Raw genomic sequence first — 25,006 nt, 5'->3', positions numbered from 1 at the left:
GGGGATAACAAATGGTGTTAAGCAAAGAAGAAGCCAAAAGATTATCTATTATTTCTGTTGCAGAACAACTAGGTATGGAGTTAAAGCGTACAGGGAGCCATAGCTATAACTGGGTAGAACATGATTCATTTGTAATAGATACAAAGAAAAATGAATTTTACTGGAACTCAAGAACTGAATTTGGAGATGTTATTCAGTTAGTTCAAACCATACGAGGTGTTTCTTACAAGGAGGCGATGCATTTTTTAGAAACTGGAGAATTTAAGGAAGTCGATGTAGAAGCTCAGACGGCTTCAAAAGAGCCTTTTAGCTATCACTTGGAAAGATATGAGCGTCAGGATTTCAGCGCCTCTAGAAGCTATTTAAAGGCACAGAGAGGCCTTTCAGATGATACGATTAACTTCTTTATTAGCCAAGGGAGTATAGCGGAAGCAATCCGAAAAAAGGGAGACTATTTTGAGCCTGTGATTGTCTTTAAGTATAAGGACAATACAGGCTTTTTAGCTGGAGCGAGTCTTCAGGGAATAGTAGAGAATCGGGAGCACTATCCTGAACGTGGGCGTCTAAAACAAATTATGAGAAATTCAGACGGACAATTAGGCTTTTCAATTGATATTGGGAATCCTAAACGTTTAGTATTTGCGGAAGCTCCAATCGATCTAATGAGCTACTATGAGCTTCATAAAGATAGGCTTCAGGATGTCCGCTTAGTAGCTATGGATGGAGTAAAAGAAGGAATCATTAGTAGACGGTTTATGGAATTGTATGCAGAGATAAATGATAAATCCTATCAAGTCAATCAGAATACTGGGAAAGCTCTAGAAGTAGTCGCTAGAACAACGAACCATTTTAAAGATGGTCAGCATCAGGATATGATTACCTTGGCTGTAGATAATGATATGGCTGGCCATAAATTTATAACTAGTCTGCAGGAAAAGGGGATTCCAGTACAGATTGCGATTCCACCTATCCTTCAGGGAGACCAGGAGAAGGAAGATTGGAATGACTTTCTGAAGGGAGGGAATAACACTCCTAAAGAGTTAGCACACGTTTATACAGTAGATGAAAAGTCTTGGTATTACCAGGGCTTTTTTGAGAAGGAACTAGCTCTTGCAAAAGCGCAAGAGCTAACTACACAGGATGTAAAAGCTTTTGTGTCAGATGTCCAGCTGACAAAGGAGGAAGTCCGTCAAAAATATCAAACAATCATTCATCAAGAGAGAGGGAGAGAAAATACTATGTCAGAATCGTACGATAATGGGACTAAGTATGAAGCAGAGGATGTACCAAGTAGTTCTAAAAAAGATGACGGATTCGTTATTCAACCAGAAACACAGGATATAATTGATTCTGGAGAGGTCAAACAATGGGCTGAACATCCCAATATCTACTTTGTAAAAGGGTTACGTCGAGTTGCTTTAGAACTGACAGAAGAAGGAAAATTTGAAAAATCATCTCAATATCTCCCTAATACGAAGGAGGAAAAAGAGGTAGTAAACAAGTTACTGTCCAAACAAAAAAAGCAAGACGATCAGAGTTCTGAATTGAACATAGACACTAGTAATTTATCCTCCGAAGATGCAGAATGGCTGAGGCAAAACTGGCATAATATTAGCTTCTCAGTAGAACCTAAAAAACAGATGGTCATTGATGGAGATAAAACGGTAATCTATGAAAAGCCTTCCAATCCTGTTGGAGATACTTATGAAGCGCAGGAAGAAATTCAGAGCATAGAAAAAGCTCTTGAGAAGTCTCAAGAGCAAATAAAGAAGACTGAGAACGAATTCGGGGATTTTTCTGAGATTTATCAGAAGGCAGCACCTCTACCTGAAGCGAAACAATCGCAACCTTTGGATGGCTCGTCACCGAACCAAACTCAGTCTCAATCTTTACTTCATTTTACTATATTGGATGCGGATAAGTCAATTTATAAACCGAATTATCACCCAATTAAAGCAAATGAATTACGAAAGTTGAATCGTTATGCACCTCAATTGCAACAGACAGCTAATTGGTATTTAAATACGCTAGCAGATAGTAAGGTGTACTATTTTTTTAAAGATGAAGAAGATATTAAAGTAGTATCTGTTTCTTTTTATAAAGAGAATTTCATGCACCTTACAGGAATTGCTCCAATAAAAGATGACCAAACCCCAGAACAAACACTACTTGATTTTGTGGAGGGGAGAGGGGAATTTGATAATATTATGATTGCTAATAGGGGAGCCGCATTTGAAAAACTACAAGTGTTACCTGACTTTGAAGCAATTATTGATGCAGGTTCTTTCTATTTTGATGATTTATCTCAAATTGAAAAATTCAATCGTATTGATTTATCTCAAGCAATTATGTCTGAGGATAAGGATTTGTTGCTTGCGCTAAGAGATATTGATGGGATTGGAGTTCCTGCTTCTTTGATGAAAGTAAAAGAAACATTATCATATGAGCTAGGAGGAAAAGAAAAGATAATTCTTGGTGTTTTTCGTGACCGCGACGGTCTAATCGAACAGCTATCGATCAACGAGGATTACATCAAGAATGATGGCAAAGAATTGCAATCCATTATGGAAAATGGCTTGTTTGAGGCAATTCAACCAAATGAGATTGACAAAAATAACTACAATGTCCGCCTTCAATGGGCAGAAAAGCATGATGGTGGGCTAAGTTTACCTTTTAGCAAAACAGAGTTGGTTGATTATCAGTCTTTTGCAACAGAGCTATATAAGCAGAATAATATCTATTACGAAAAGCATCATGCAAGTGTAAGTGATCGAATGAACCAGGTAGAAGGTGCTTCCTATACCCCTTTTACAAAGGTTCAATTTACTTTATACAGCCCCGATGGTGAACTGATTCAAGATGGTATTCGTTACAATATTGGGGATGAGATTAACCCAATCGCTCATAAAGAAAGACTTGGTACACGAGAAATGCTAGAGCATCCAGAGTTGATGAAGATAGATGGGGCATTATTTAATCAATATCATCTGGAGAGATTGGCGAGTGAACTAGATATTTCCCAATTCAGTTACGCTTTGGAAGATATTCCTTATGCAGATAAACTGCTATCTCAACTCCCTTATGGAGATTTAAAAAATAGTCCCATCGGATTTACAGATAGTAGTTACGATAGCCGTCTTGGTTTTATCTCTTTTGATGGAATGGATAGCGTTGAAGTTGAAAATTTATCTGCTTGGTTTGAGAAGTTAGGAGTTAAAGATTCGCATCTAGAACAAGTAGCTCTTGTAGAAAAATGGCAAAAAGAAGTGAATGATTTATCAGAAAAAGTTGAACAAACTATGGCCAATGTTCGAGAAGAATTTGAAAAATTACAAGTCAAAGATTCGCAAAATACACCAGATAATCCATACGAAAAAATTTATCAGTATAACCGAAAAGATGAGAGGGATCGTGATTTGGATGGTGATGGTATTTCCAATTCTGATGAGATGTTGCAGGGAACAGATCCATACAACGGTGCCTCTAACCTTCATAAAAAACAGGAAGATAGAGAAAGAAGGACAGATGTTGAATCGGAAACTGGAGCTATTATAACCGATGCAATTGCTGCTAAAACTTCAGAACAAACCATTTCCCAGTTAGTCGCAAATAAAGATACAAAAGCTTTAGCTGAACACTTGAAAGAGGGAATGAAGAACTATTTAGATTCAGAACAGTTTAAATCATTCTTGAATACGATGAGTAAGTTTCACAACTACTCACTCAACAATATTCATTTGCTGAAGATGCAAAATCCTAATGTTTCCCAAGTTGCTAGTTTCAATAAATGGAAAACAGATTTTGACAGAACAGTTAAAAAAGGTTCAAAAGCTCTGAAGATTTGGGTTCCGTATCAAGTGAAAACCAGCATTCCTGTTCATCAAAAGGAGTTAGATTTTACTCCAGCTGAAAATGAAATGGAACAGAAGGAAATCATTGTTACTCGATTCAAGTTAGGGAATGTCTTTGATGTATCTCAAACAGAAGGAAAAGAATTGCCAAAAGCAATTCATGAATTGACTGGAGATGTTAAAGATTATGAAGATTTGTACCGAGCAGCCAAAGCTGTTTCAATGGATAATCAGATTCCTATTAGTTTTGAAGAAATTAAAAGAGAGAGCGCAAATGGTTATTACTCTCCAGATGAAAATCGAATTGTTATTTCAAAAGGATTAAAGGGTCAAGAACAGATTTTAAAAACCATTTTTCATGAAATGGCTCATGCAGATTTACATAGAGGAAGCAATGCCCAATATGGGGACGACCAATATCGTAAGCAAGAATTACAAGCTGAAAGTGTAGCCTATGTTGTAGCTAATCATTTTGGTTTTGATACGAGTAGCTACAGTTTTGGATATTTAGCTATCTGGGCGAAGGATAAAAATGGTTTTGAAGATATGGTAGAACAACTGCAGGTTGTTCAAAAGGAAGCAAAAAGTTTGATTGATCGGATGGATGCTAAGTTAGAATTAGTGAAAAATAAAACTGTGACGAAAGATAAGTTTGCTGCTAAACTCCAACAGGCAAAAGAAAAATCTGAGCAGTTGGGGAATCAAAAGGCGGAGGCTGTAAAGCAGGTGGAAGAAAAAAAGTCCCTGAGCAGCCCTCGATAATGGAGGCATTAGTCCGTAGGAAGAAAAACAAAAAAGGAGAAACGGAAGATGATTGAACATCTAAAACAAGAAACTTTTGATCTTTTAATGGAGATATTTTTTGAGGATGAGGCTACAGATTCGCCAAAAGTGAATGAAGTCAATCAGCACATTTCACGTAAGGAATGTCTATACATTCTTCGTAGAGATATGCGAATTAAAACAAACTATGAGCTAGAAGAAGTAGAAATGTATCCCGTTGCACTTAAAGAAATTGAAGGGATGAGTGATGAACGATTTGAGCAACTAAAAGACGAAATTCTTAAAATGGAGATGGTTGATACAATGGAGCTTCTACTGGAAGACTTAAAAGTTTAGTCAAACTTTTCCCTCGTTATAGAACAAGATTCCTGCTTGCAGGGATTAGGGGATTGGGGATTTCCCCAAAGATTTAAAAAGTCAAGAATGGTCAGGTGTACACGCTGACCATCTTTGACCTTTTTAAAAACAGCATTTGGGTACCCAAGTGCTAATCTTGCCAGAAGAAAAGGGGCCTGAGCCCCTCAAGAGAAAATAGCAGAAGAGAGGTGAAGATTTTTTGAAAAATAAAGAAAAAAGAAAACGAATGATTCAGAAAAAAATTCGTTTAACGGAAGAAGAGGCACGATTTATTTCAACTAAAGTTGCAGAATCTGGAATGTCAAATTTTAATACCTTTGCCCGAATCCTATTGATTATGGGAGAAGTCAATATTTTAAAATTTGAAGAATTGAAAGAGTTACGTAAGGAAATAAATCGGATAGGGGTCAATATTAATCAGGTCGCAAAAAAAGTAAACGAAGATAATCAGGCTAGTCTAAATGAATTGAGTCAGATTCTGGAATTGCAGAAATATTTGAAAGATACAGTTAGCCAATTTATCCAAAAACAGGAAAATCAAACAAAGGAACAAGAGCGATGGTTGTAACAAAGGTTCTTCAAATAAAGGGTGTAGCTTCTTTAGGACGATCTACAAAATATATTGAGGATGAAGCTAAGACGGTCGAGCTGACTGATACGAAAAGTTTAAATAATGCTTTACGCTATATCGAGAATCCATCTAAAACGAGTTTTTTAGAACAAGATGAACAGTTTGAATTTCCAGCAGTAGTTAAAGATGGCCGAGTAGTCAAGCAACTTGTATCTACTTATGGAATTACAGACGCTAGCACAGCGACAGAAGAATTTCTTTTGACAAAAAAGAATGCTGCTCAACGAGCAGGAACAAAAGAACGATCTGACATTCACAATCCAAATCGAGTGTTGGCTCATCATATCATCCAATCATTTTCTCCTGAAGATGATTTGACTCCACAAGAAATTCATGAGATTGGTCGAAAAACAATTTTAGAATTAACTGGTGGACAACATGAATTTGTCATAGCGACTCACATGGATAAGGGGCACATTCATAATCACATCATTTTCAATTCCACTAATTCTGTTACATTAAAAAAGTTTCGTTGGCAGAAAAATACTGCTAGAAGCTTATTTAATATTTCAAACAAGTATTCTGATTTGGCTGGAGCTAAAATTCTCAAGGAGAGATTATGGACTAATCGAAAAACCTATCATGCCTATCGCAAAAAAAATTCTTTTCGCTATGAGATTAAATCTCGTTTAGATTTCCTTTTAAAACACTCAACCTCTTTAGAGGATTTTAAGATCAAGGCACGAGCTTTAAATCTTGAAGTTGATACTTCAGGGAAGGAAATAAAATATCGTTTAACTGATCAGGAACAAACAAGAAATGTGAGGGATCGTACACTGTCCAAAAAAGGAAATTATTCTTTAGAGAAAATTTCTGAAAGAGTAGTTGCTAACGAGGTGATCTTATCTGTTGATGAAATAAAATCTGAATATGAAAAAATGGTTGCGGAACGAGAAGATGATTTTGAAATGAGAATCACAGTTGAAGAATGGCAGGTGATGGAAGAAACAAAAAATGGGATCTATCTTGAAATGGAATTTGGGATTAGAAATAAGGGAACAATTCTTATTCCAGCTCATCAGATTGAAAAAGCAGAAGATGGTTCTTATGAAATTTTTATCAGAAAAAATGACTTCTACTATTTTGTTAATCCTGAACACGCCGATAAGAATCGGTACATGAAGGGAGAAACAGTCGCTTCCCAGTTATCGTATGATAATGGAGAAATGATTATCCGAAAAAATCCTAAAATCTCAACTTTGGATCAGCTTGTTCGTGAATATAATTATCTATCCGCTCATGGAGTGACAGAAGGACAGCAATTTGATGAATTGCTAAATCGTTTTGAAGAGGAACTAGAAGAAGTAGATAACTTGCTTGATAAATTAGATCAACGCTTGGGTGATCTTAATAAAATTCAGTCTGCATTTCTTGCATTGGAATCAAGCGATCCTCAGGAAGTGAAACTAGCTATTGCTATTATGAAAGACCTGAGAGTAGATCCTAGCACTCGCAAATCTGAGATTGATAAACTTGTTAAAGAGGCAACCTTTGAGCGTCAGGCTTTGTATCAACGAGTAGAATCAATTACAAAAGATTATAAGTTACATCAAGACATTGAGAAAAATGTGGAACAGCGAAAGGAAAGAGAATCTTTTTTGTAAAATAATTATAAACATAAACATACACATATTGACAAATATAATTATAATGGTATAATAGAAGTATAGAAAAAGAGAAGGAGAAATAGAATGAAGATTATCACATTTGCTGCTATTAAAGGCGGTGTTGGAAAAACAACTTTGACATTTAATTATGGAGAATGGTTGGCTAGGAAAGGTCATAAGGTTCTCTTTATAGATTTAGACCATCAGTGTAATTTGACTCAATGCTACAATATTTACGAAAGTCAGAATACGATTGCGAATGCTTTCAAAGGAGGCGACGTGGATATTAAGCAAGTCAAGGAAAATATCAGTCTCATTCCAGGTTCAGTTCAGCTGGACTCGGTGGAACGAGATCTGGAGAATAGCGATAAGAAAAACATGCTCCTTTATCTTTGGTTAGAAGATAACTACGAAAAGAAGAAGTTGGGTCAGTTTGACTATATCTTGATTGATTGTAGACCAGACTTTGCGACCGCTACAAAAAATGCTGTTGCGGTCAGTCACGCTATTATTAGTCCCTTGACTCCTTCAGAGTTTGGTTATAATGCTAAATTCAATCTATCAACTCGGTTAGAAGCATTCAGAAAGGATGTAATCGATTATCGTACCAGAGAGTCCTACATTACTGCTGAGTTATATTTTCTAGCAAATATGATCCGACCAAATTATGGATCATCAAGAGAATTACTGGAAGCCCTAGGACTTGAAGCTAAAGAAAAGGGAACAGATAACCTTCTAGGGATTGTACCAGCAAAAGAGCTATTCAATCATTCCACGATTGATAAGGTCTCTATTGCAGATATGAAGGAGAATTCTGATCTTTATCAAAAACATAAAAAGTTTTTTATGGAGCTAGAGGAGACTTTTTCAAGAATTTATGATACAATATAATTATATTTGTAAACATAAATACGGTTATAAATATAATTAGAAGGAGATTATGATGGCATTTACACCGAAAGAAAAAGAAATTTCACAGATTATTGAAGTAACTCATCAACCTGAACAGCTTCCAGATATAGATAGTTTTGAAAGTTTTGAACGTAAGAAGCAATTCCAGTTTACTTTGAAGCCAAGTAATCGGAAAAAGTTAGATCAAGTTGCAAAAGCAGCTGGTGCAAAGTCTGCATCAGATTATCTTGATAAGTGGTTGGAAACTTTACAATAAAAAATAGATATAACTATATCTGATTGCTACGAGGAGAAAGTCATCCCTTAAAAAAATAATTATAATTATATTTACAAACATAAACATAATTACAACTATAAATATAATTATAAAGTCTGTTATTTTTTGTTGTAAAATACTTCTATTGGTTGTGGGATAATAATCTTGACAACCGTACTGAGCCTGGTTCTTATATCAGGCTCTTATTTTACCTTGAAATAGAAACAGTTGAATTTCTGATACCCAATTAAATCACTTTAGTATTTTTCAATAATAAATAGGGCGTTGATTTTAATTCAAAGAAAGAGCATATTTTATTCTTGGAACAAAAATAAATTTGATGACTTGTTTTAAAAATCATACAATTTTCATAAGAATTGAAAGGGAAATGAAAAATTGTATGAAACAATTTGATGAATTGAGATTTAGTAGTCAGGAACAAGAAAAGACAAAACAAAATTTTTTACAGCATATTGCACAATATGATGAGTCGATAAGCTCTAGTATGAGATCTAAAGGATATCGTTGTAAAAATCAGTCTGAACGTACAGTAGCTTTTACATTTGGAGAAGTGACCTTTTCTAGAAAACGTTGGTATAAGAATGGTGAATGTAGAATACCAGTTGATGAAATGTTAGGCTTAGAAAAAAATGTACGTCATTCACAGGAACTATTATATCAAGCTGCGGTTCTAGCTACAAAACTACCCTATCGTCAGGTAGGAGAGACAATTGAGATGGTTTATAATGTAACTGTCACTAAAGATACCGTCAATAAGGTCGTTAAATTAGCCAATCAATTACTAGAAGAAAAGGATGATTATCGATTTTTTAAAGAAGAGAAGAAGATTGAAAAAATTAAAGCAGATACCATCTATATAGAGGGAGATGGTGTATATGTGAAAACATCCGAAGATGGTTCTGAAAAAAAGAATATGGATTTATCACATTTTGTAGTTCATACAGGCTCAAAACAGATTGGCCCAAATCGTTTTGAGCTAGAAAATAAAAAAGAGCTTATCCGATTGGATAATCGCTCAGCTCGTAGAGAATTGTTGGATTTATTGGAAAATGAATATGAAATTACAAATGAGACTGTACTAGTTACCAATTCTGACTGTGGCAAGGGCTATACTCCACATGTATTTACTGAAATTGCTAAATCATTTAATATTAAGAGGCATGAGCATTTTTGGGACGAATATCACTTGAACAAAGAAATCAAAGAATTTACAAAGTCTTATCCGAGAGAGTTGAGAGAAGACTTATTTCAAGCTATTAGAGAGCATGATAAGAAATTATTAAGGCGTTCACTAGATACTATAGAATCTTTGGTTAGTAGTGAAGAAGGACAAGAAAAATTTGAATATTATTCGAGTAGATTAATTAGAAATTTTCAGTATACGAAACCAGCGGAGATGAGAGGACTTCCAAAGGCAGGTATTGGGATTATGGAGAGCCAACATAGAAAAATAACGTATAGAATGAAGCATAGAGGGATGTATTGGACAAGTGAAGGTGGGATAGCCGTAGCGAATATGATATTGTTAGAGCGTGAAGGAAAATTAAGAGATTTATTTTTTGGAGAATGGAAGGAAAACTATGATAAGTATACGTCATTGGATCATATCAGTGCGGATAGTGTTCGGCCTAAAAATGACTCTAAAGACTACAAACTCCCCCGTTTACATAAAAATATAGAAAAGATATTTAAGATGAAATAATTTAAGTGCTAATTTTAACGAAAACACAAATATAAATAAGCAAAAATTTCTAGTGAGATTTGGGCTTTTTTGGCGTGGAATAATTGACATTTATCCTGATTTTGGTATAATAGAGATATAAAAACAACGAAAAAAGGAGTTGGAAATGAGCCTCCAACTCCGCAGAGTAACACAAACCTCACTTGTATTACTCAGTCAACTAAAATGATAGCATAAGAAAAAATCATTGTCAAGGGCTGAGCATACAAAAATGTTTAGCCCTTTCGTATATCTGCATGTATTTATATGGAAATTTAGGATTTCTCAAAAATCACGACACATACATTTTTCCAAAAAACATTGACAAAAGCCAACATTTTTTGTAAAATAAGAATCAATTAAATACCAACACCGAATGAAGTTTAATAGAAGTGGCAAATCGTTTGATTTTCCATGACTGTAAATGGACGGAACTCTGGAGAGACCGTAAAGGCACCGAAGGGGCAAGGCAGGCAACTGCTCAAACTCTCAGGTAAAAGGACAGAGCTAGGATAGACCGCTTTTTAGCATTTATCTAAGCATTCCAGAGTACGTGTATCTTGCATGTGCTCTTTCTTTTGGGGTTGAAAAGATAGGAGAAGGAAATGTTAGAATTGCTTAAATCAATTGATGCTTTTGCTTGGGGACCACCCCTCTTGATTTTATTGGTTGGGACAGGGATTTACCTAACTGCTCGTCTAGGACTCTTGCAGGTTTTGCGTCTCTCTAAGGCCTTTCAGCTTATTTTTATCAAGGATAAGGGGCACGGCGATGTGTCCAGCTTTGCGGCACTATGTACAGCCCTGGCAGCGACAGTTGGTACGGGAAATATTATCGGGGTGGCGACAGCTATCAAGGTCGGTGGACCAGGAGCTCTCTTTTGGATGTGGATGGCGGCTTTCTTTGGAATGGCTACCAAGTATGCGGAAGGACTCTTGGCTATCAAATACAGGACTAAGGATGACCATGGTGCAGTAGCGGGAGGTCCCATGCACTATATACTTTTGGGTATGGGAGAAAAGTGGCGACCACTTGCCATCTTTTTTGCTATCGCAGGTGTCTTAGTAGCTTTGTTGGGAATCGGGACCTTCACCCAAGTCAACTCGATTACAGAATCTATCCAAAATACAACGACTATTTCGCCAGCTATCACAGCTCTCGTTTTGTCTGTCCTAGTAGCGATTGCCGTCTTTGGCGGACTCAAGTCTATTTCTAAGGTTTCGACAGCTGTTGTTCCTTTTATGGCTATCATTTATATTTTGGGGACCTTGACAGTTATTTTCTTCAATATGGGGAAACTCCCTGCCACAATTACTTTAATCTTAACATCAGCTTTTAGTCCTGTTGCTGCGGTAGGTGGATTTGCTGGTGCTAGCATTCGGATGGCTATTCAAAATGGTGTGGCGCGTGGTGTCTTTTCAAACGAATCTGGTCTAGGTTCTGCTCCCATTGCAGCTGCTGCAGCTAAGACAAATGAACCAGTAGAGCAAGGTTTGATTTCCATGACAGGAACCTTTATTGATACCCTCATCATTTGTACTCTAACTGGTTTGACCATCTTGGTAACTGGAGTATGGAATAGTGACTTGAATGGAGTGGCTTTGACTCAGTCAGCCTTCTCAACAGTCTTTTCACACTTTGGGCCTGCCCTCTTGACCATCTTCCTTGTACTCTTTGCCTTTACGACGATTCTAGGTTGGAACTACTATGGAGAACGCTGTTTCGAGTTCCTCTTTGGTGTTCGTTTCATCTGGCTTTACCGTGTGGTTTTTGTACTCATGGTCTTGTTGGGAGGATTTATCGAGTTGGATATGGTTTGGATTATCGCAGATATCGTCAATGCCTTGATGGCTCTGCCAAACTTGATTGCCCTCTTAGTTTTATCACCAGTCGTCATTGCTGAGACTAAAAAGTATTTTGATAAATAATGAAATCACACAGATTGTGTGGTTTTTTTACTTTCATAAAGAATTTTTATCAGTGCAATTTAAAATATATATTATACACGGTATAGAATCTGTGATAGACTAGGTTTCAACAAAATGAAAAGAGGTTTTATGATGACAACATTTACAATCCATACAGTAGAATCAGCACCAGCAGAAGTGAAAGAAGTTCTTGAAACAGTAGAAAAAGACAACAATGGCTTTATTCCCAATCTAATCGGACTCTTGGCTAATGCACCTACTGCCCTAGAAGCCTACAGAACTGTCGGAGCTATCAACCGTCGCAATAGTCTGACACCTGTTGAGCGTGAAGTGGTGCAAATCACGGCAGCCGTAACTAATGGTTGTGCCTTCTGCGTCGCAGGTCACACAGCCTTTTCAATTAAACAAATCCAGATGAATGATGATCTGCTTCAAGCCCTCCGCAATCGTACTCCGATTGAAACAGATCCTAAATTGGACACCCTAGCTAAATTTACCTTAGCGGTTATTAATACCAAGGGGCGTGTTGGAGATGAAGCCTTGTCTGAGTTTTTAGAAGCTGGCTATACCCACCAAAATGCCTTGGATGTGGTTCTTGGTGTCAGCCTAGCAAGCCTCTGTAACTATGCCAACAACCTAGCCAATACACCAATCAACCCAGAATTGCAACCTTATGCTTAAAAGGAGGAAAGACTATGGGATTTTTCTCAGAAGAATTTTTGAGCTGGTTGGACCAGCATGCTGATGAAATTGACAAACAATCTTGTCAGGCTGGAGAGCAGCTGATTGAGAAAATTGCAGCAGAGGGAGCCTTTCGTGTAGGAATTTCAGAATCTATCGGAGGTTCAGGAGGAAGTGACCAAGATGTCATTGATATCCTTGCAGAGCTCGCACAACATTCCTTAACAGCTTCTTTTATTTCATGGGGACAACGCACCCTAATTGATAATATTCTTCATACAGATAACTCCTATTTTAAGGAAACCTATCTGGAAAAACTCTTGTCTGGAGAATATGCAGGTGCCACTGCCTTGTCCAATGCTGTCAAATATCTATCTGACCTAGAAGAACTGAATGTTCGGATTATTGAAGAAAATGGACAATTGTATCTAAAAGGGCGACTACCATGGGTCACGAATGCTCGAAGAGATCAATTCTTAACTATTTTTGTGGCAGGTTTTCCAGATGATCCAAGTACAAGTTATGTGGTGGCTGTACCATCGGACGCAGAGAATTTTAGTCGTTCTGAAGACTTAGAATTTGTTTCTCTTCAAGGAGGAAACACGGCTGCTCTGACTTTTAATAAGGTCCTTTTGAAAGAGGAATGGATTCTATCCAAAGATGCTCATCAATTTTTAGCACAAAATCGTCCTACTTTTTTAGGCTACCAATTTGGTCTAGCTTTTGGTTTAGCTGAACGTTCTCTCTCAGAAGTAGAAAAAGAATTGGGGAAACGAAGTGTATTAACAGATGAATGGAAACATCAGGTCGAGCAGTTAGAGGCTATTCGACAAGAGCTTTATCAAGGTTTGTCTGACAGGTCTTATTTTGTTACCAATCCGCGTGAACTATTTCAGTTAAGAATAGACATTGTGGATGTTGTTGCTCAGAGTCTTCTATTAGAGTTACAAGCAGGTGGTGGTAGAGGTTACTTTAGTAAATCAACATCTGGATTTATTCGTCGTTGGAATGAAGGAGCCTTTCTTCCAATTGTTTCTCCAAGCGCTGTTCAGTTGCGTCATATCTTAGCAACGAGTTAAAAAGTAGAACAAACGAAGTTTGAATTTTCAACTTCGTTTTTTTAAGTCCTCATTTAAGCGCTTTTATGCTATACTGAAACTAACATGATTATTGGAGGTTAGGATGAAAAAACTCCCCTTAGTATTTTCTGGTTGCTTGCTCGGTTTAGCAGGAGCTGGGAATCTCGTTTTAGATACGTTGCCGGTTCTGTCACATCTTTTTAGTCTGACAGGTTTGATTTTGTGGATTTATTTTCTAATTCTACATCTCTTTAATTGGAAAGAAACAAAGCAAGAATTGACCAAGCCCCCTCTTTTATCAGGAATGGCCACCTTTCCCATGGCTGGAATGATTTTATCTACCTATGTCTTCCGCTTGTTTCCTTATCTTCCTTTAGTAGCGCAAGGACTCTGGTGGTTTTCATTTCTCTTGGATGTGGCCCTGATTGCTGGTTTCACCATCAAGTTTGCTTGTCCAGGTAAGAGGGTTCATGCAACTCCAAGCTGGACGGTACTTTATGTGGGAATAGCAGTAGCAGCCTTGACCTATCCTCTTGTAGGCATCATCGAAATTGCCTATGCGACCTTGAGTTTTGGATTTCTCTTGACCTTCTATCTCTACCCGCTTATTTATAGCGATTTAAAGAAACATCCGCTCCCACTAGCCATGCTTGGACAAGAAGGGATTTACTGTGCTCCTTTCTCTCTACTCTTGGCTTCTCTAGTTCGAGTTGGAGGAGTCAACCTACCGACTTGGCTCTTGATTGCCATGATTTTGGCTTCCCAATCCTTCTTTTTCTTTGTTTTGACTCGTCTGCCCAATATTTTAAAACAAGGCTTTCAACCAGCTTTCTCAGCCCTCACCTTCCCAACCATTATCACAGCTACCTCGCTCAAGATGGCTCAGGGACTCTTGAAACTTCCATTTCTGGATTATCTGGTACTGGCTGAAACAGCTATATGCCTCACTATTTTATTCTTTGTATTAGGCGCTTATCTGATTTGGTTACGAAAAAAGGTCTAGCTAGGAATAGCTAAACCTTATTTTTTATGGTTTGATAACTTCAGCTCCACCCATGTATGGACGAAGTGCTTCTGGGATGGTCACAGAACCATCTGCATTTTGGTAGTTTTCAAGAATAGCGGCAACTGTACGTCCAACTGCAAGTCCAGAACCGTTCAAGGTGTGGAGGAGTTTCACCTTGCCATCAGCTTCATCACGGTAACGGATTTGGGCACGACGGGCTTGGAAATCTTCTGTGTTTGAACAGCTTGAGATTTCACGGTAATTGTTTTGCGCTGGAATCCATACTTCCAAGTCGTAAGTCTTAGCAGCTGAGAAGCCCATATCTCCTGTAGAGAGCGCAACGACACGGTATGGAAGGTTGAGCTTTTGAAGGATATTTTCAGCGTTGGCTGTCATTTTTTCCAATTCTTCGTAAGATTCTTCTGGTTTGGCAAATTTGACCATTTCAACCTTGTGGAATTGGTGCAAACGAATCAAGCCACGCGTATCGCGACCAGCAGAACCAGCCTCAGAACGGAATGATGGGCTCATAGCAGTGAAGTAAATCGGCAGATCTTTACCGTCAAGGATTTCATCACGGTAGTAGTTTGTCAGAGGAACTTCAGCTGTAGGAATGAGAACGTAATTGCTGTCGCTGAGTTCAAAAGTGTCTTCCTTGAATTTTGGATATTGACCAGTACCAAACATAGAATCGTGGTTAACCATGTAAGGTGTGATGACTTCAGTATAGCCTTCTTTACCATGCTCATCCAACATAAAGTTGTAGATAGCACGTTCCAAACGAGCACCGAGGCCTTTATAGAAGAGGAAGCGAGCGCCTGTTACCTTACCGCCGCGTTCCCAGTCAAGGATACCAAGGTCTTCACCAAGATCCCAGTGAGCTTTTGGTTCGAAGTCAAACTCGCGTGGAGTCCCCCAACGGCGAACTTCCACATTGTCATCTTCATCAGCCCCAACAGGAACACTGTCAGCTGGGATGTTTGGGAGAGTAGTGGTAAATTCTGTCAATTTAGCATCGATTTCTGCCAATTCAGCATCCAAGGCTTTGACTTCAGCAGATAGGTTTTGCATGGCAGCAATCTTGTCATCTGCATTTTCCTTGTTGCGTTTGGCTTGGGCAATCTCAGCAGAAACTGTGTTACGTTCTGCTTTTAAAGTTTCAACCTTGACCAAGATGTCACGACGTTTAGCATCGATTTCTTTCATCTCATTCAAGATAGTAGCATCTACACCACGTGTAGCCAATTTTTCTGCGACAGCATCAAAGTCTGTACGAATACGTTTGATATCTAACATAAGAACTCCTTTATGAAAAAAGCACACCTGACAAAGCGTTGGAGTGGCAGGGCCACGGTTCCATCCAACTTCACAGATGTGCACTTGATTGTGTATGCAATTGTTACTAACGGTAGAATTTCACCTATCCCTCCTATCTGCTCGCAGCACCCGCAGACTTTCTGAAAGAAGAAGATAACCTACTTATCCGTTGCTATGATTATACTAAAGTTTCTACTTTTTTGCAAATAGATTTTTAAATTTTTGACCAATGGTCTGAATTAGGGTAGGAAGCTTGACGACCTTATCATTACCCAGTTTTTCGCGAGCAATTTTGAGAATGGCACCTGAGTCTTTTGATGCAAAGAGGAATTTTCCTCTGTCTGTAAAGACTTCGAAGTGGCGACTGATTTTGCGACCAGTGACATTGGCTCCAATCTGGTTGATATGGCTCCAAGGAATCTGGATAAATTGTTCGACATTGACATCTGGATAAAATTCTAAAGCCTGATCTCCGACCAGGAATTTCCCAACTTTCCCAGCTATAGAGAGATAGGAAGTGCCTGTCGTATTGAGGAGCACTGTTTTGTTAAGTGATTGAGCCATGATTAGTCTTCCTTACTTTCGCCGAAAAAGGCATTGTAGAGGGCTTTGATTGCTGCTTTCTCTTGGTCTTTATTGACAACGAACATGATAGAAACTTCACTAGAACCTTGAGACATCATCTGGATATTGATCTTGTTTTCAGATAGAGCGCGTGTAGCAGTAGCAGTTACTCCAATGTGACTTTTCATCTTTTCTCCAACAATCATAATGATTGAAAGGTCGTGTTCGATTTCTGCATGGTCTACTTCAGCCTTTTGAACCAATTGACGCAGGATTTCTTCTTCCTTGATAGGAGTTAGTTCGCGAGAACGAAGAATAATTGAAAGATCGTCGATACCTGTTGGCATATGTTCCCAACCGATGTTGAGATCTTCAAGGATTTGAAGAACCTTGCGACCAAATCCCACCTCACGGTTCATGAGGTATTTAGACATGTTGATGCTGACAAAGCCAGAATCACCAGCAATCCCCACAACTGGGAATTCATCACTACTGTGTTTTAGGACGATACGAGTACCTGGATGGTCAGGATTGTTGGTATTTTTAATAACAAGGGGGATTTTTCCGCGGTAGGCAGGAAGAAGGGCTTCGTCATGAAGAACTGAGAATCCTGCATAGGCCAATTCACGCATTTCACGGTAGGTTAACTCAGGGATCGAGTGTGGTTGGTGAATAATACCTGGGTGAGCTGCAAAGATACCATCAACATCCGTAAAGTTTTCATAGAGATCAGCTTTTACACCTGCAGCAATGATAGAACCTGTAATGTCTGAGCCTCCACGAGAGAAGGTACAGATTTGATTTTCCTTAGTAACACCAAAGAAGCCAGGGATGACAAGGACTTCATTTGAGTTTGTCAATTCTTCAATCTTGTCATAACTTGATGGAATGATGCGAGCGTGACCAGGCTCACTTGTGACCACAATCCCAGCTTCTCTAGGGTGCACATAGCGTGCATCAATCCCATTTTGATTAAAATAGGCAGCAATCAATTTAGCATTGTTATTTTCACCAGCTGCTAGGAAAGTATCGTAGAGAAATTCATTTTCTTCAATAGGAAGAGTGGCCAAGGCGCGAATGCTTTTTGAAATTTTTTCTAGCACAGCTGGTTTAAGACCTAGTTCACTAACCATAGCAGCATAGCGGTCGATAATCCAGTTTTGACTCTTGCTAATATCGTTACCAGCAACATAGTCGCGATAGTATTTAATCAAGGCATCCGTAACCTTAGTATCTTCAGCATTGCGTTTACCAGGCGCAGAAACGACGACAAAACGACGCTCTGAATCGCTTTTGACGATGTTTAAAACTTTTTCTAATTGACTAGCAGAGGCAAGAGAGCTACCTCCAAATTTAACAACTTTCATAAGAACTCCTAAAGTAAGTATTTTATACGATTATAGCAGAAAGAAAGGCTTTTTTCAATGAAGAAAATAAGCTATTTTACAGGGAAAGATAAGGAATCTAAAATCGGCTGAGACACTTATTACATTCTTATTCTTGCTTTTTAAGAGTAAAAAAGATATACTTTGATAATAAAATGATTTAACTTGCTTATAAAAATAAAAAGGAGTCCAGATGGAACATATTATTTATCAGCTTGAAGAGGATTTGGCAATCATTACATTGAACCGTCCTGAGGTTGCGAATGGTTTCCATATTCCCATGTGTGAGGAAATTTTAGAAGCCTTGACTCTGGCGGAAGAGGATCCAGCTGTGCATTTTATTATAATCAATGCCAACGGCAAAGTCTTTTCAGTTGGAGGAGATCTAGTAGAGATGAAGCGAGCAGTGGATGAGGATGATATTCCATCATTAACGAAAATCGCAGAACTAGTCAATGCTATTTCTTATAAAATCAAGCAAATTGCAAAGCCTGTTTTGATGGAGGTTGATGGGGCTGTTGCAGGTGCTGCAGCTAATATGGCTGTTGCCGTAGATTTCTGTTTAGCGACCGATAAGGCTAAATTTATCCAAGCCTTTGTTGGAGTTGGTTTGGCTCCAGATGCAGGAGGAATTCATCTCTTGAGCCGCAGTATCGGTGTGACGCGTGCTGCTCAATTAGCTATGACAGGAGAGGCTTTGACAGCAGAAAAAGCTCTGGAGTGGGGGCTTGTTTACCGCGTCTGTGAAGCTGATAAACTTGAAAAGACGAGAGAACAGCTTCTTAAAAAATTAAGACGCGGCTCAGCTAATTCCTATGCAGCCATCAAGAAGTTGGTTTGGGAGAGCCAATTTAAAGATTGGCAAGATTATGCTGTTTTAGAACTGCATCTACAGGAATCACTAGCTAAAACAGAGGATTTTAAAGAGGGAGTTCGGGCTCATTCGGAGAGAAGAAGACCTAAATTTATAGGAAAATAAAAAAATACTTGCGTCATTCTTTGAAGTTTGATATAATTCTTTTGTCAAATGTTTTGATTGTAAAAGTTTTTTTGAGAAGGAGGGAAAGAAGGATTGGACTACCAACGAATTAATGAATATTTAACATCTATATTTAACAATGTCCTCGTCATTGAGGAAGTTAGCTTGAGAGGTAGTCGTTTCAAGGATATCTCCATCAAAGAAATGCATACGATTGATGTGATTGGGAAATTCCCAGACGTGACACCAAGTCAAGTGTCAAAAGAGTTGATGGTGACTCTTGGGACAGTTACGACTAGTTTGAATAATCTCGAACGCAAGGGTTATATTGAACGCATTCGTTCAGAACATGATCGACGTGTGGTGCATCTGCATTTGACAAAGAAAGGTCGCTTGGTTCATAGACTACATAAACGCTTCCACAAGGCCATGGTTGAAAAAATCATCGATGGTATGAGTAAACAAGAAATTGAGGTTATGAGCAAAGGTTTGACCAATCTTTATCAATTTTTGGAGGATTTGAGATAATGGCTTTTGCAAAAATAAGCCAGGTTGCTCATTATGTGCCAGAGCAGGTGGTTACAAATCATGATTTGGCCCAGATTATGGATACCAATGATGAGTGGATTTCAAGTCGAACGGGAATACGACAAAGGCATATCTCAAGAACAGAATCTACTAGTGATTTGGCTACAGAAGTTGCTAAGAAACTGATGACAAAAGCTGGAATCACAGGAGAGGAGCTGGATTTTATCATCCTAGCTACCATTACTCCTGATTCGATGATGCCCTCTACAGCTGCTCGAGTCCAAGCTAATATTGGTGCTAATAAGGCCTTTGCTTTTGACCTAACAGCTGCTTGTAGTGGATTTGTATTTGCCTTGTCAACTGCTGAAAAGTTTATCGCTTCTGGTCGCTTTCAAAAAGGCTTGGTGATTGGTAGTGAAACCCTCTCTAAGGCAGTCGATTGGTCGGATCGATCAACAGCTGTGTTGTTTGGAGATGGTGCTGGCGGAGTTTTGCTAGAAGCTAGCGAGCAAGAGCATTTCTTGGCTGAGAGTCTCAATAGCGATGGAAGTCGCAGCGAGTGTCTGACCTATGGACATTCAGGCCTACATTCTCCATTTTCAGATCAAGAAAGCGCAGATTCATTTTTGAAGATGGATGGACGCGCAGTCTTTGATTTTGCCATTCGAGATGTAGCTAAGTCTATCAAACAGACCATTGAAGAATCTCCTGTAGAGGCGACAGACTTGGATTATCTGCTACTTCATCAGGCTAATGACCGTATTTTGGATAAGATGGCTAGGAAAATCGGTGTCGACCGAGACAAACTTCCAGCCAATATGATGGAATATGGCAATACCAGTGCAGCAAGTATCCCGATTTTACTTTCAGAGTGTGTAGAACAAGGTCTCATCCATTTAAATGGTAGCCAGACTGTTCTTTTATCAGGCTTCGGTGGAGGCTTGACCTGGGGCACGCTCATTCTTACAATTTAGGTAATCATGTGGTGAACACATTGTTATAAAAAACTATTTATTTTAAAGGAGTCCTATCATGGCAGTATTTGAAAAAGTACAAGAAATTATCGTTGAAGAACTTGGAAAAGACGCATCAGAAGTAACACTTGAATCAACTTTTGATGACTTGGACGCAGATTCATTGGACTTGTTCCAAGTAATCTCAGAAATCGAAGATGCTTTTGATATCCAAATCGAAGCAGAAGATGACTTGAAAACAGTTGGTGACTTGGTTGCCTACGTTGAAGAGCAAACAAAATAATACTCAATGAAAATCAAAGAGCAAACTAGGAAGCTAGCCGCAGGCTGTACTTGAGTACGGCAAGGTGACGCTGACGTGGTTTGAATTTGATTTTTGAAGAGTATAAGCAGAATATAGATAGAAGGAGTAGGGAAACCCGCTCCCTCTTGTTTAGGCAATAGTTTGATTTTCAAATTATGACGATATCGAACTATTACGTAAGCAAGAAACGATGGAGGCACTATGAAAACGCGTATTACAGAATTATTGAACATTGATTATCCTATTTTCCAAGGAGGGATGGCCTGGGTTGCTGATGGTGATTTGGCAGGGGCTGTTTCCAAGGCTGGAGGACTAGGGATTATCGGTGGGGGAAATGCCCCTAAAGAAGTTGTCAAGGCAAATATTGATAAAATCAAATCATTGACTGATAAACCCTTCGGTGTCAACATCATGCTCTTGTCTCCCTTTGTGGAAGATATTGTAGACCTCGTTATCGAGGAAGGTGTTAAGGTAGTGACAACAGGAGCAGGAAATCCAAGCAAATACATGGAACGATTTCATGCTGCTGGTATAACAGTTATTCCTGTTGTGCCAAGTGTTGCCCTAGCTAAACGCATGGAAAAAATCGGTGCGGACGCTGTTATTGCAGAAGGAATGGAAGCTGGGGGACATATTGGGAAATTAACAACCATGACCTTGGTGCGTCAGGTTGCTGCTGCTGTATCTATTCCTGTTATTGCTGCAGGAGGGATTGCGGATGGTGAAGGTGCTGCGGCTGGCTTTATGCTAGGGGCAGAGGCTGTTCAGGTTGGAACTCGTTTTGTCGTTGCAAAAGAGTCTAATGCTCATCCAAATTATAAGGCGAAAATTTTAAAAGCTAGAGATATTGATACTACGATTTCAGCTCAACACTTTGGACATGCTGTTCGTGCGATTAAAAATCAGTTGACTCGTGATTTTGAACAAGCTGAAAAAGATGCCTTTAAACAAGAAAATCCAGATTTGGAAATTTTTGAACAAATGGGAGCGGGTGCTCTAGCCAAAGCGGTTGTTCACGGAGATGTGGATGGTGGATCTGTCATGGCAGGTCAAATTGCAGGCCTTGTTTCCAAAGAAGAAACCGTTGAAGAAATCCTAAAAGATTTGTACTACGGAGCAGCTAAGAAAATTCAAGAAGAAGCCTCTCGTTGGGCAGGAGTTGTAAGAAATGACTAAAACAGCCTTTTTATTTGCTGGTCAGGGTGCCCAGTATCTAGGTATGGGACGAGAACTCTATGATCAGTACCCTATTGTCCAAGAAACAATTGATCAAGCGAGTCAGGTACTCGGTTATGATTTGCGTCATCTCATCGATATGGAAGACGAAAAACTTAATCAGACCCGCTATACGCAACCAGCTATTTTAGCAACTTCAGTTGCTATCTATCGTTTATTGCAAGAAAAGGGCTATCAGCCTGATATGGTTGCTGGTTTGTCCCTCGGAGAATATTCTGCCTTGGTGGCCAGTGGAGCCTTGGATTTTGAAGATGCGGTAGCCTTGGTAGCTAAGCGTGGAGCCTATATGGAAGAAGCAGCTCCTGCTGGCTCTGGCAAGATGGTGGCTGTTCTCAATACGCCAGTAGAGGTCATTGAAGAAGCCTGTCGAAAAGCTTCTGAACTTGGCGTAGTTACCCCAGCCAACTATAATACACCTGCACAAATCGTGATTGGTGGAGAAGTAGTTGCAGTTGACCGAGCTGTTGAACTCTTGCAAGAAGCAGGTGCCAAACGCTTGATTCCTCTCAAGGTGTCAGGTCCCTTTCATACCGCTCTCCTTGAGCCTGCTAGCCAGAAACTAGCTGAAACTCTAGTTCAGGTAAGTTTTTCAGATTTTACTTGTCCCCTAGTTGGTAATACAGAAGCTGCTGTCATGCAAAAAGAAGATATAGCTCAACTCTTGACGCGTCAGGTCAAGGAACCAGTTCGTTTCTATGAAAGCATTGCAGTTATGCAAGAAGCAGGAGTAACCAACTTTATCGAGATTGGACCGGGGAAAGTCTTGTCAGGCTTTGTCAAAAAAATTGATAAAATGGCTAAACTAGCCAATGTTGAAGATCAGGCGAGTTTGGAAGCCTTGCTAGAAAACGAGTAATCCCTTCTCCCATAAATACAAGAGGAAACAGGAGAAAAGAATGCAACTAAAAAATAAAAATATCTTTATTACAGGTTCTAGTCGTGGTATTGGTCTTGCCATTGCCCATAAATTTGCTCAAGCAGGAGCCAATATCGTCTTAAACAGTCGTGGGGCAATCTCTGAGGACTTGCTTGCCGAGTTTGCAGACTATGGTGTTAAGGTAGTTCCCATTTCAGGAGATGTGTCAGATTTTGCAGACGCTAAGCGTATGGTTGAGCAAGCTATTGCAGAGCTGGGTTCAGTAGATGTTTTGGTCAACAATGCAGGAATTACCCAAGACACCCTGATGCTCAAGATGACAGAAGCAGATTTTGAAAAAGTGCTCAAGGTTAACCTGACTGGCGCCTTTAACATGACACAATCAGTCTTGAAACCGATGATAAAAGCCAGAGAAGGTGCTATCATTAATATGTCTAGTGTTGTTGGTTTGATGGGGAATATCGGTCAAGCTAACTATGCAGCTTCTAAGGCTGGTCTGATTGGTTTTACCAAGTCTGTGGCGCGTGAAGTGGCCAATCGCAATATCAGGGTTAATGCTATTGCACCTGGAATGATTGAGTCCGATATGACAGCTGTTCTATCAGACAAGGTAAAAGATGCCATGCTGGCGCAAATTCCTATGAAAGAATTTGGTCAGGCAGAGCAGGTTGCAGATTTGACAGTATTTTTAGCAGGCCAAGATTATCTAACTGGTCAAGTGGTTGCCATTGATGGTGGCCTCAGTATGTAGCAAAAGCTAGAGGTGAAAAAGATGAAACTAAATCGCGTAGTAGTAACAGGTTATGGAGTAACATCTCCAATCGGAAATACACCAGAAGAATTTTGGACTAGTTTGACAACTGGAAACATCGGAATTGGTCAAATTACAAAATTTGATCATAGTGACTTTGATGTGCATAATGCAGCAGAAATCCAAGATTTTCCTTTTGATAAATACTTTGTAAAGAAAGATACCAATCGTTTTGATAACTATTCTTTGTATGCCTTGTACGCAGCCCAAGAAGCTGTCAATCATGCCAATTTAGATGTAGAGGCTCTTGATAAAGATCGTTTTGGTGTTATCGTGGCCTCTGGTATCGGTGGAATCAAGGAAATCGAAGATCAAGTGCTTCGCCTCCATGACAAAGGACCAAAACGTGTGAAACCATTGACCCTTCCAAAAGCCTTGCCAAATATGGCTTCAGGAAATGTTGCTATGCGTTTTGGAGCAAACGGTGTTTGTAAATCCATCAATACTGCCTGTGCTTCATCAAATGATGCGATTGGGGATGCCTTCCGCTCAATTAAATTTGGTTTCCAAGATGTTATGTTGGTAGGTGGTTCAGAAGCTTCTATTACACCTTTTGCTATTGCTGGTTTCCAAGCCCTAACTGCTCTCTCAACTACAGAGGACCCAACTCGTGCTTCCATTCCATTTGATAAGGACCGTAATGGTTTTGTCATGGGAGAAGGTTCAGGGATGTTGGTTCTTGAAAGCCTTGAACACGCTGAAAAACGTGGGGCAACTATCCTTGCTGAAGTGGTTGGTTATGGACATACCTGTGATGCCTACCACATGACTTCTCCTCATCCAGAAGGTCAGGGAGCTATCAAGGCCATCAAACTAGCCTTGGAAGAAGCTGAGATTTCCCCAGAACAAGTAGCCTATGTCAATGCTCACGGAACCTCAACTCCTGCTAATGAAAAAGGAGAAAGTGGTGCTATCGTGGCTGTTCTTGGTAAGGAAGTACCTGTATCATCAACCAAATCTTTCACAGGACATTTGCTGGGAGCTGCAGGTGCGGTAGAAGCTATCGTCACAATCGAGGCTATGCGTCATAACTTTGTACCAATGACAGCTGGGACAAGTGAAGTATCAGATTATATCGAAGCCAATGTCGTTTATGGACAAGGCTTGGAGCAAGAAATTCCATACGCTATTTCAAATACTTTTGGTTTTGGTGGCCACAATGCAGTTCTTGCTTTCAAACGTTGGGAGAATAAGTAAGT

Annotated in this window: 22 protein-coding genes and 1 riboswitch; of the genes, 19 read left to right on the top strand and 3 right to left on the bottom strand. The window is 39.2% G+C overall.

The genetic code is table 11. The features are described 5' to 3' along the window. Positions 1-11: 11 nt before the first annotated feature. From SK629_RS08660 to SK629_RS08610, 11 genes are all read left to right on the top strand, one after another. Positions 12-4,613, top strand: a complete 4,602-nt coding sequence (locus SK629_RS08660; RefSeq protein WP_042901471.1) for a PBECR4 domain-containing protein — start codon at positions 12-14, stop codon at positions 4,611-4,613. Positions 4,614-4,661: 48 nt separating this feature from the next. Next, complete coding sequence (locus SK629_RS08655; protein WP_042901470.1) at positions 4,662-4,970, top strand: hypothetical protein; 309 nt, start codon at positions 4,662-4,664, stop codon at positions 4,968-4,970. A gap of 247 nt (positions 4,971-5,217) precedes the next feature. Then, positions 5,218-5,559 (top strand): plasmid mobilization protein, encoded by a 342-nt coding sequence (locus tag SK629_RS08650; protein WP_419991775.1) that lies wholly within the window; start codon positions 5,218-5,220, stop codon positions 5,557-5,559. Then, positions 5,550-7,226 (top strand): helical hairpin domain-containing protein, encoded by a 1,677-nt coding sequence (locus tag SK629_RS08645; protein WP_042901468.1) that lies wholly within the window; start codon positions 5,550-5,552, stop codon positions 7,224-7,226. The genes SK629_RS08650 and SK629_RS08645 overlap by 10 nt, the downstream gene beginning before the upstream one ends. 87 nt (positions 7,227-7,313) lie before the next feature. Then, complete coding sequence (locus SK629_RS08640; RefSeq protein ID WP_042901467.1) at positions 7,314-8,120, top strand: ParA family protein; 807 nt, start codon at positions 7,314-7,316, stop codon at positions 8,118-8,120. A 52-nt stretch (positions 8,121-8,172) separates the two neighbouring features. Then, on the top strand, positions 8,173-8,397 hold the full coding sequence (locus tag SK629_RS08635; RefSeq protein ID WP_042901466.1) for a hypothetical protein: 225 nt from the start codon (positions 8,173-8,175) through the stop codon (positions 8,395-8,397). Positions 8,398-8,797: 400 nt separating this feature from the next. Next, the gene (locus SK629_RS08630; RefSeq protein ID WP_042901608.1) at positions 8,798-10,120 is read left to right on the top strand and encodes an ISLre2 family transposase; all 1,323 of its coding nucleotides are present in this window, start codon (positions 8,798-8,800) and stop codon (positions 10,118-10,120) included. 444 nt (positions 10,121-10,564) lie between these two features. After that, a riboswitch (glycine riboswitch) is annotated at positions 10,565-10,653 on the top strand. A gap of 90 nt (positions 10,654-10,743) precedes the next feature. After that, the gene (locus SK629_RS08625; protein WP_042901465.1) at positions 10,744-12,066 is read left to right on the top strand and encodes an alanine/glycine:cation symporter family protein; all 1,323 of its coding nucleotides are present in this window, start codon (positions 10,744-10,746) and stop codon (positions 12,064-12,066) included. Between the two features lie 132 nt (positions 12,067-12,198). Next, positions 12,199-12,747 carry a carboxymuconolactone decarboxylase family protein gene (locus SK629_RS08620; protein ID WP_042901607.1) on the top strand — a complete coding sequence of 183 codons (549 nt, stop codon included), beginning with the start codon at positions 12,199-12,201 and terminating at the stop codon, positions 12,745-12,747. Between the two features lie 14 nt (positions 12,748-12,761). Further along, complete coding sequence (locus tag SK629_RS08615) at positions 12,762-13,826, top strand: acyl-CoA dehydrogenase family protein (protein ID WP_042901464.1); 1,065 nt, start codon at positions 12,762-12,764, stop codon at positions 13,824-13,826. Between the two features lie 103 nt (positions 13,827-13,929). Continuing rightward, the gene (locus SK629_RS08610) at positions 13,930-14,829 is read left to right on the top strand and encodes a TDT family transporter (protein WP_042901463.1); all 900 of its coding nucleotides are present in this window, start codon (positions 13,930-13,932) and stop codon (positions 14,827-14,829) included. A gap of 24 nt (positions 14,830-14,853) precedes the next feature. Here the strand turns inward: SK629_RS08610 and serS are convergent, their stop codons facing one another. From serS to SK629_RS08595, 3 genes are all read right to left on the bottom strand, one after another. Next, entirely contained in the window at positions 14,854-16,128 is a 1,275-nt protein-coding gene (gene serS / locus SK629_RS08605; RefSeq protein ID WP_042901462.1) for a serine--tRNA ligase, read from the bottom strand. Positions 16,129-16,341: 213 nt separating this feature from the next. Continuing rightward, the gene (locus SK629_RS08600) at positions 16,342-16,713 is read right to left on the bottom strand and encodes a DUF956 family protein (protein WP_000079349.1); all 372 of its coding nucleotides are present in this window, start codon (positions 16,711-16,713) and stop codon (positions 16,342-16,344) included. A 2-nt stretch (positions 16,714-16,715) separates the two neighbouring features. Continuing rightward, positions 16,716-18,080 carry an aspartate kinase gene (locus SK629_RS08595; protein ID WP_042901461.1) on the bottom strand — a complete coding sequence of 455 codons (1,365 nt, stop codon included), beginning with the start codon at positions 18,078-18,080 and terminating at the stop codon, positions 16,716-16,718. 211 nt (positions 18,081-18,291) lie between these two features. On the opposite strand from SK629_RS08595, the gene SK629_RS08590 reads away from it, so the two are divergent. The 8 genes from SK629_RS08590 to fabF all read left to right on the top strand — a co-directional run bounded on the left by SK629_RS08590 (position 18,292) and on the right by fabF (position 25,004). After that, positions 18,292-19,077 (top strand): enoyl-CoA hydratase, encoded by a 786-nt coding sequence (locus SK629_RS08590; RefSeq protein ID WP_042901460.1) that lies wholly within the window; start codon positions 18,292-18,294, stop codon positions 19,075-19,077. A 93-nt stretch (positions 19,078-19,170) separates the two neighbouring features. Beyond that, complete coding sequence (locus SK629_RS08585; protein ID WP_000386351.1) at positions 19,171-19,605, top strand: MarR family winged helix-turn-helix transcriptional regulator; 435 nt, start codon at positions 19,171-19,173, stop codon at positions 19,603-19,605. Then, the gene (locus SK629_RS08580; protein ID WP_042901459.1) at positions 19,605-20,579 is read left to right on the top strand and encodes a beta-ketoacyl-ACP synthase III; all 975 of its coding nucleotides are present in this window, start codon (positions 19,605-19,607) and stop codon (positions 20,577-20,579) included. The genes SK629_RS08585 and SK629_RS08580 overlap by 1 nt, the downstream gene beginning before the upstream one ends. A gap of 58 nt (positions 20,580-20,637) precedes the next feature. Then, complete coding sequence (locus tag SK629_RS08575) at positions 20,638-20,862, top strand: acyl carrier protein (protein ID WP_000257838.1); 225 nt, start codon at positions 20,638-20,640, stop codon at positions 20,860-20,862. Positions 20,863-21,084: 222 nt separating this feature from the next. Beyond that, on the top strand, positions 21,085-22,059 hold the full coding sequence (fabK, locus tag SK629_RS08570) for an enoyl-[acyl-carrier-protein] reductase FabK (protein WP_033684213.1): 975 nt from the start codon (positions 21,085-21,087) through the stop codon (positions 22,057-22,059). Then, positions 22,052-22,975, top strand: coding sequence for an ACP S-malonyltransferase (gene fabD / locus SK629_RS08565; RefSeq protein WP_042901458.1), 924 nt, complete (start codon positions 22,052-22,054; stop codon positions 22,973-22,975). The genes fabK and fabD overlap by 8 nt, the downstream gene beginning before the upstream one ends. Before the next feature lie 40 nt (positions 22,976-23,015). After that, positions 23,016-23,747, top strand: coding sequence for a 3-oxoacyl-[acyl-carrier-protein] reductase (gene fabG / locus SK629_RS08560; protein ID WP_042901457.1), 732 nt, complete (start codon positions 23,016-23,018; stop codon positions 23,745-23,747). A 21-nt stretch (positions 23,748-23,768) separates the two neighbouring features. Further along, a complete protein-coding gene (gene fabF, locus SK629_RS08555; RefSeq protein ID WP_042901456.1) occupies positions 23,769-25,004 on the top strand; it encodes a beta-ketoacyl-ACP synthase II in 1,236 nt (411 codons plus the stop codon). The last annotated feature ends 2 nt before the right edge of the window (positions 25,005-25,006 follow it).

Origin of the sequence: Streptococcus mitis (genome assembly GCF_000722695.1) — a bacterium.
GTDB lineage: Bacteria > Bacillota > Bacilli > Lactobacillales > Streptococcaceae > Streptococcus > Streptococcus mitis_O.
This window is presented reverse-complemented; position numbering and strand designations above follow the sequence as displayed.

Excerpts from the sequence above, each read along its gene's own strand:
- SK629_RS08660 (WP_042901471.1), top strand. The coding sequence starts at position 12 with ATGGTGTTAAGCAAAGAAGAAGCCAAAAGATTATCTATTATTTCTGTT.
- SK629_RS08655 (WP_042901470.1), top strand. The coding sequence starts at position 4,662 with ATGATTGAACATCTAAAACAAGAAACTTTTGATCTTTTAATGGAGATA.
- SK629_RS08650 (WP_419991775.1), top strand. The coding sequence starts at position 5,218 with ATGATTCAGAAAAAAATTCGTTTAACGGAAGAAGAGGCACGATTTATT.
- SK629_RS08645 (WP_042901468.1), top strand. The coding sequence starts at position 5,550 with ATGGTTGTAACAAAGGTTCTTCAAATAAAGGGTGTAGCTTCTTTAGGA.
- SK629_RS08640 (WP_042901467.1), top strand. The coding sequence starts at position 7,314 with ATGAAGATTATCACATTTGCTGCTATTAAAGGCGGTGTTGGAAAAACA.
- SK629_RS08635 (WP_042901466.1), top strand. The coding sequence starts at position 8,173 with ATGGCATTTACACCGAAAGAAAAAGAAATTTCACAGATTATTGAAGTA.
- SK629_RS08630 (WP_042901608.1), top strand. The coding sequence starts at position 8,798 with ATGAAACAATTTGATGAATTGAGATTTAGTAGTCAGGAACAAGAAAAG.
- SK629_RS08625 (WP_042901465.1), top strand. The coding sequence starts at position 10,744 with ATGTTAGAATTGCTTAAATCAATTGATGCTTTTGCTTGGGGACCACCC.
- SK629_RS08620 (WP_042901607.1), top strand. The coding sequence starts at position 12,199 with ATGACAACATTTACAATCCATACAGTAGAATCAGCACCAGCAGAAGTG.
- SK629_RS08615 (WP_042901464.1), top strand. The coding sequence starts at position 12,762 with ATGGGATTTTTCTCAGAAGAATTTTTGAGCTGGTTGGACCAGCATGCT.
- SK629_RS08610 (WP_042901463.1), top strand. The coding sequence starts at position 13,930 with ATGAAAAAACTCCCCTTAGTATTTTCTGGTTGCTTGCTCGGTTTAGCA.
- serS (WP_042901462.1), bottom strand. The coding sequence starts at position 16,128 with ATGTTAGATATCAAACGTATTCGTACAGACTTTGATGCTGTCGCAGAA.
- SK629_RS08600 (WP_000079349.1), bottom strand. The coding sequence starts at position 16,713 with ATGGCTCAATCACTTAACAAAACAGTGCTCCTCAATACGACAGGCACT.
- SK629_RS08595 (WP_042901461.1), bottom strand. The coding sequence starts at position 18,080 with ATGAAAGTTGTTAAATTTGGAGGTAGCTCTCTTGCCTCTGCTAGTCAA.
- SK629_RS08590 (WP_042901460.1), top strand. The coding sequence starts at position 18,292 with ATGGAACATATTATTTATCAGCTTGAAGAGGATTTGGCAATCATTACA.
- SK629_RS08580 (WP_042901459.1), top strand. The coding sequence starts at position 19,605 with ATGGCTTTTGCAAAAATAAGCCAGGTTGCTCATTATGTGCCAGAGCAG.
- SK629_RS08575 (WP_000257838.1), top strand. The coding sequence starts at position 20,638 with ATGGCAGTATTTGAAAAAGTACAAGAAATTATCGTTGAAGAACTTGGA.
- fabK (WP_033684213.1), top strand. The coding sequence starts at position 21,085 with ATGAAAACGCGTATTACAGAATTATTGAACATTGATTATCCTATTTTC.
- fabD (WP_042901458.1), top strand. The coding sequence starts at position 22,052 with ATGACTAAAACAGCCTTTTTATTTGCTGGTCAGGGTGCCCAGTATCTA.
- fabG (WP_042901457.1), top strand. The coding sequence starts at position 23,016 with ATGCAACTAAAAAATAAAAATATCTTTATTACAGGTTCTAGTCGTGGT.
- fabF (WP_042901456.1), top strand. The coding sequence starts at position 23,769 with ATGAAACTAAATCGCGTAGTAGTAACAGGTTATGGAGTAACATCTCCA.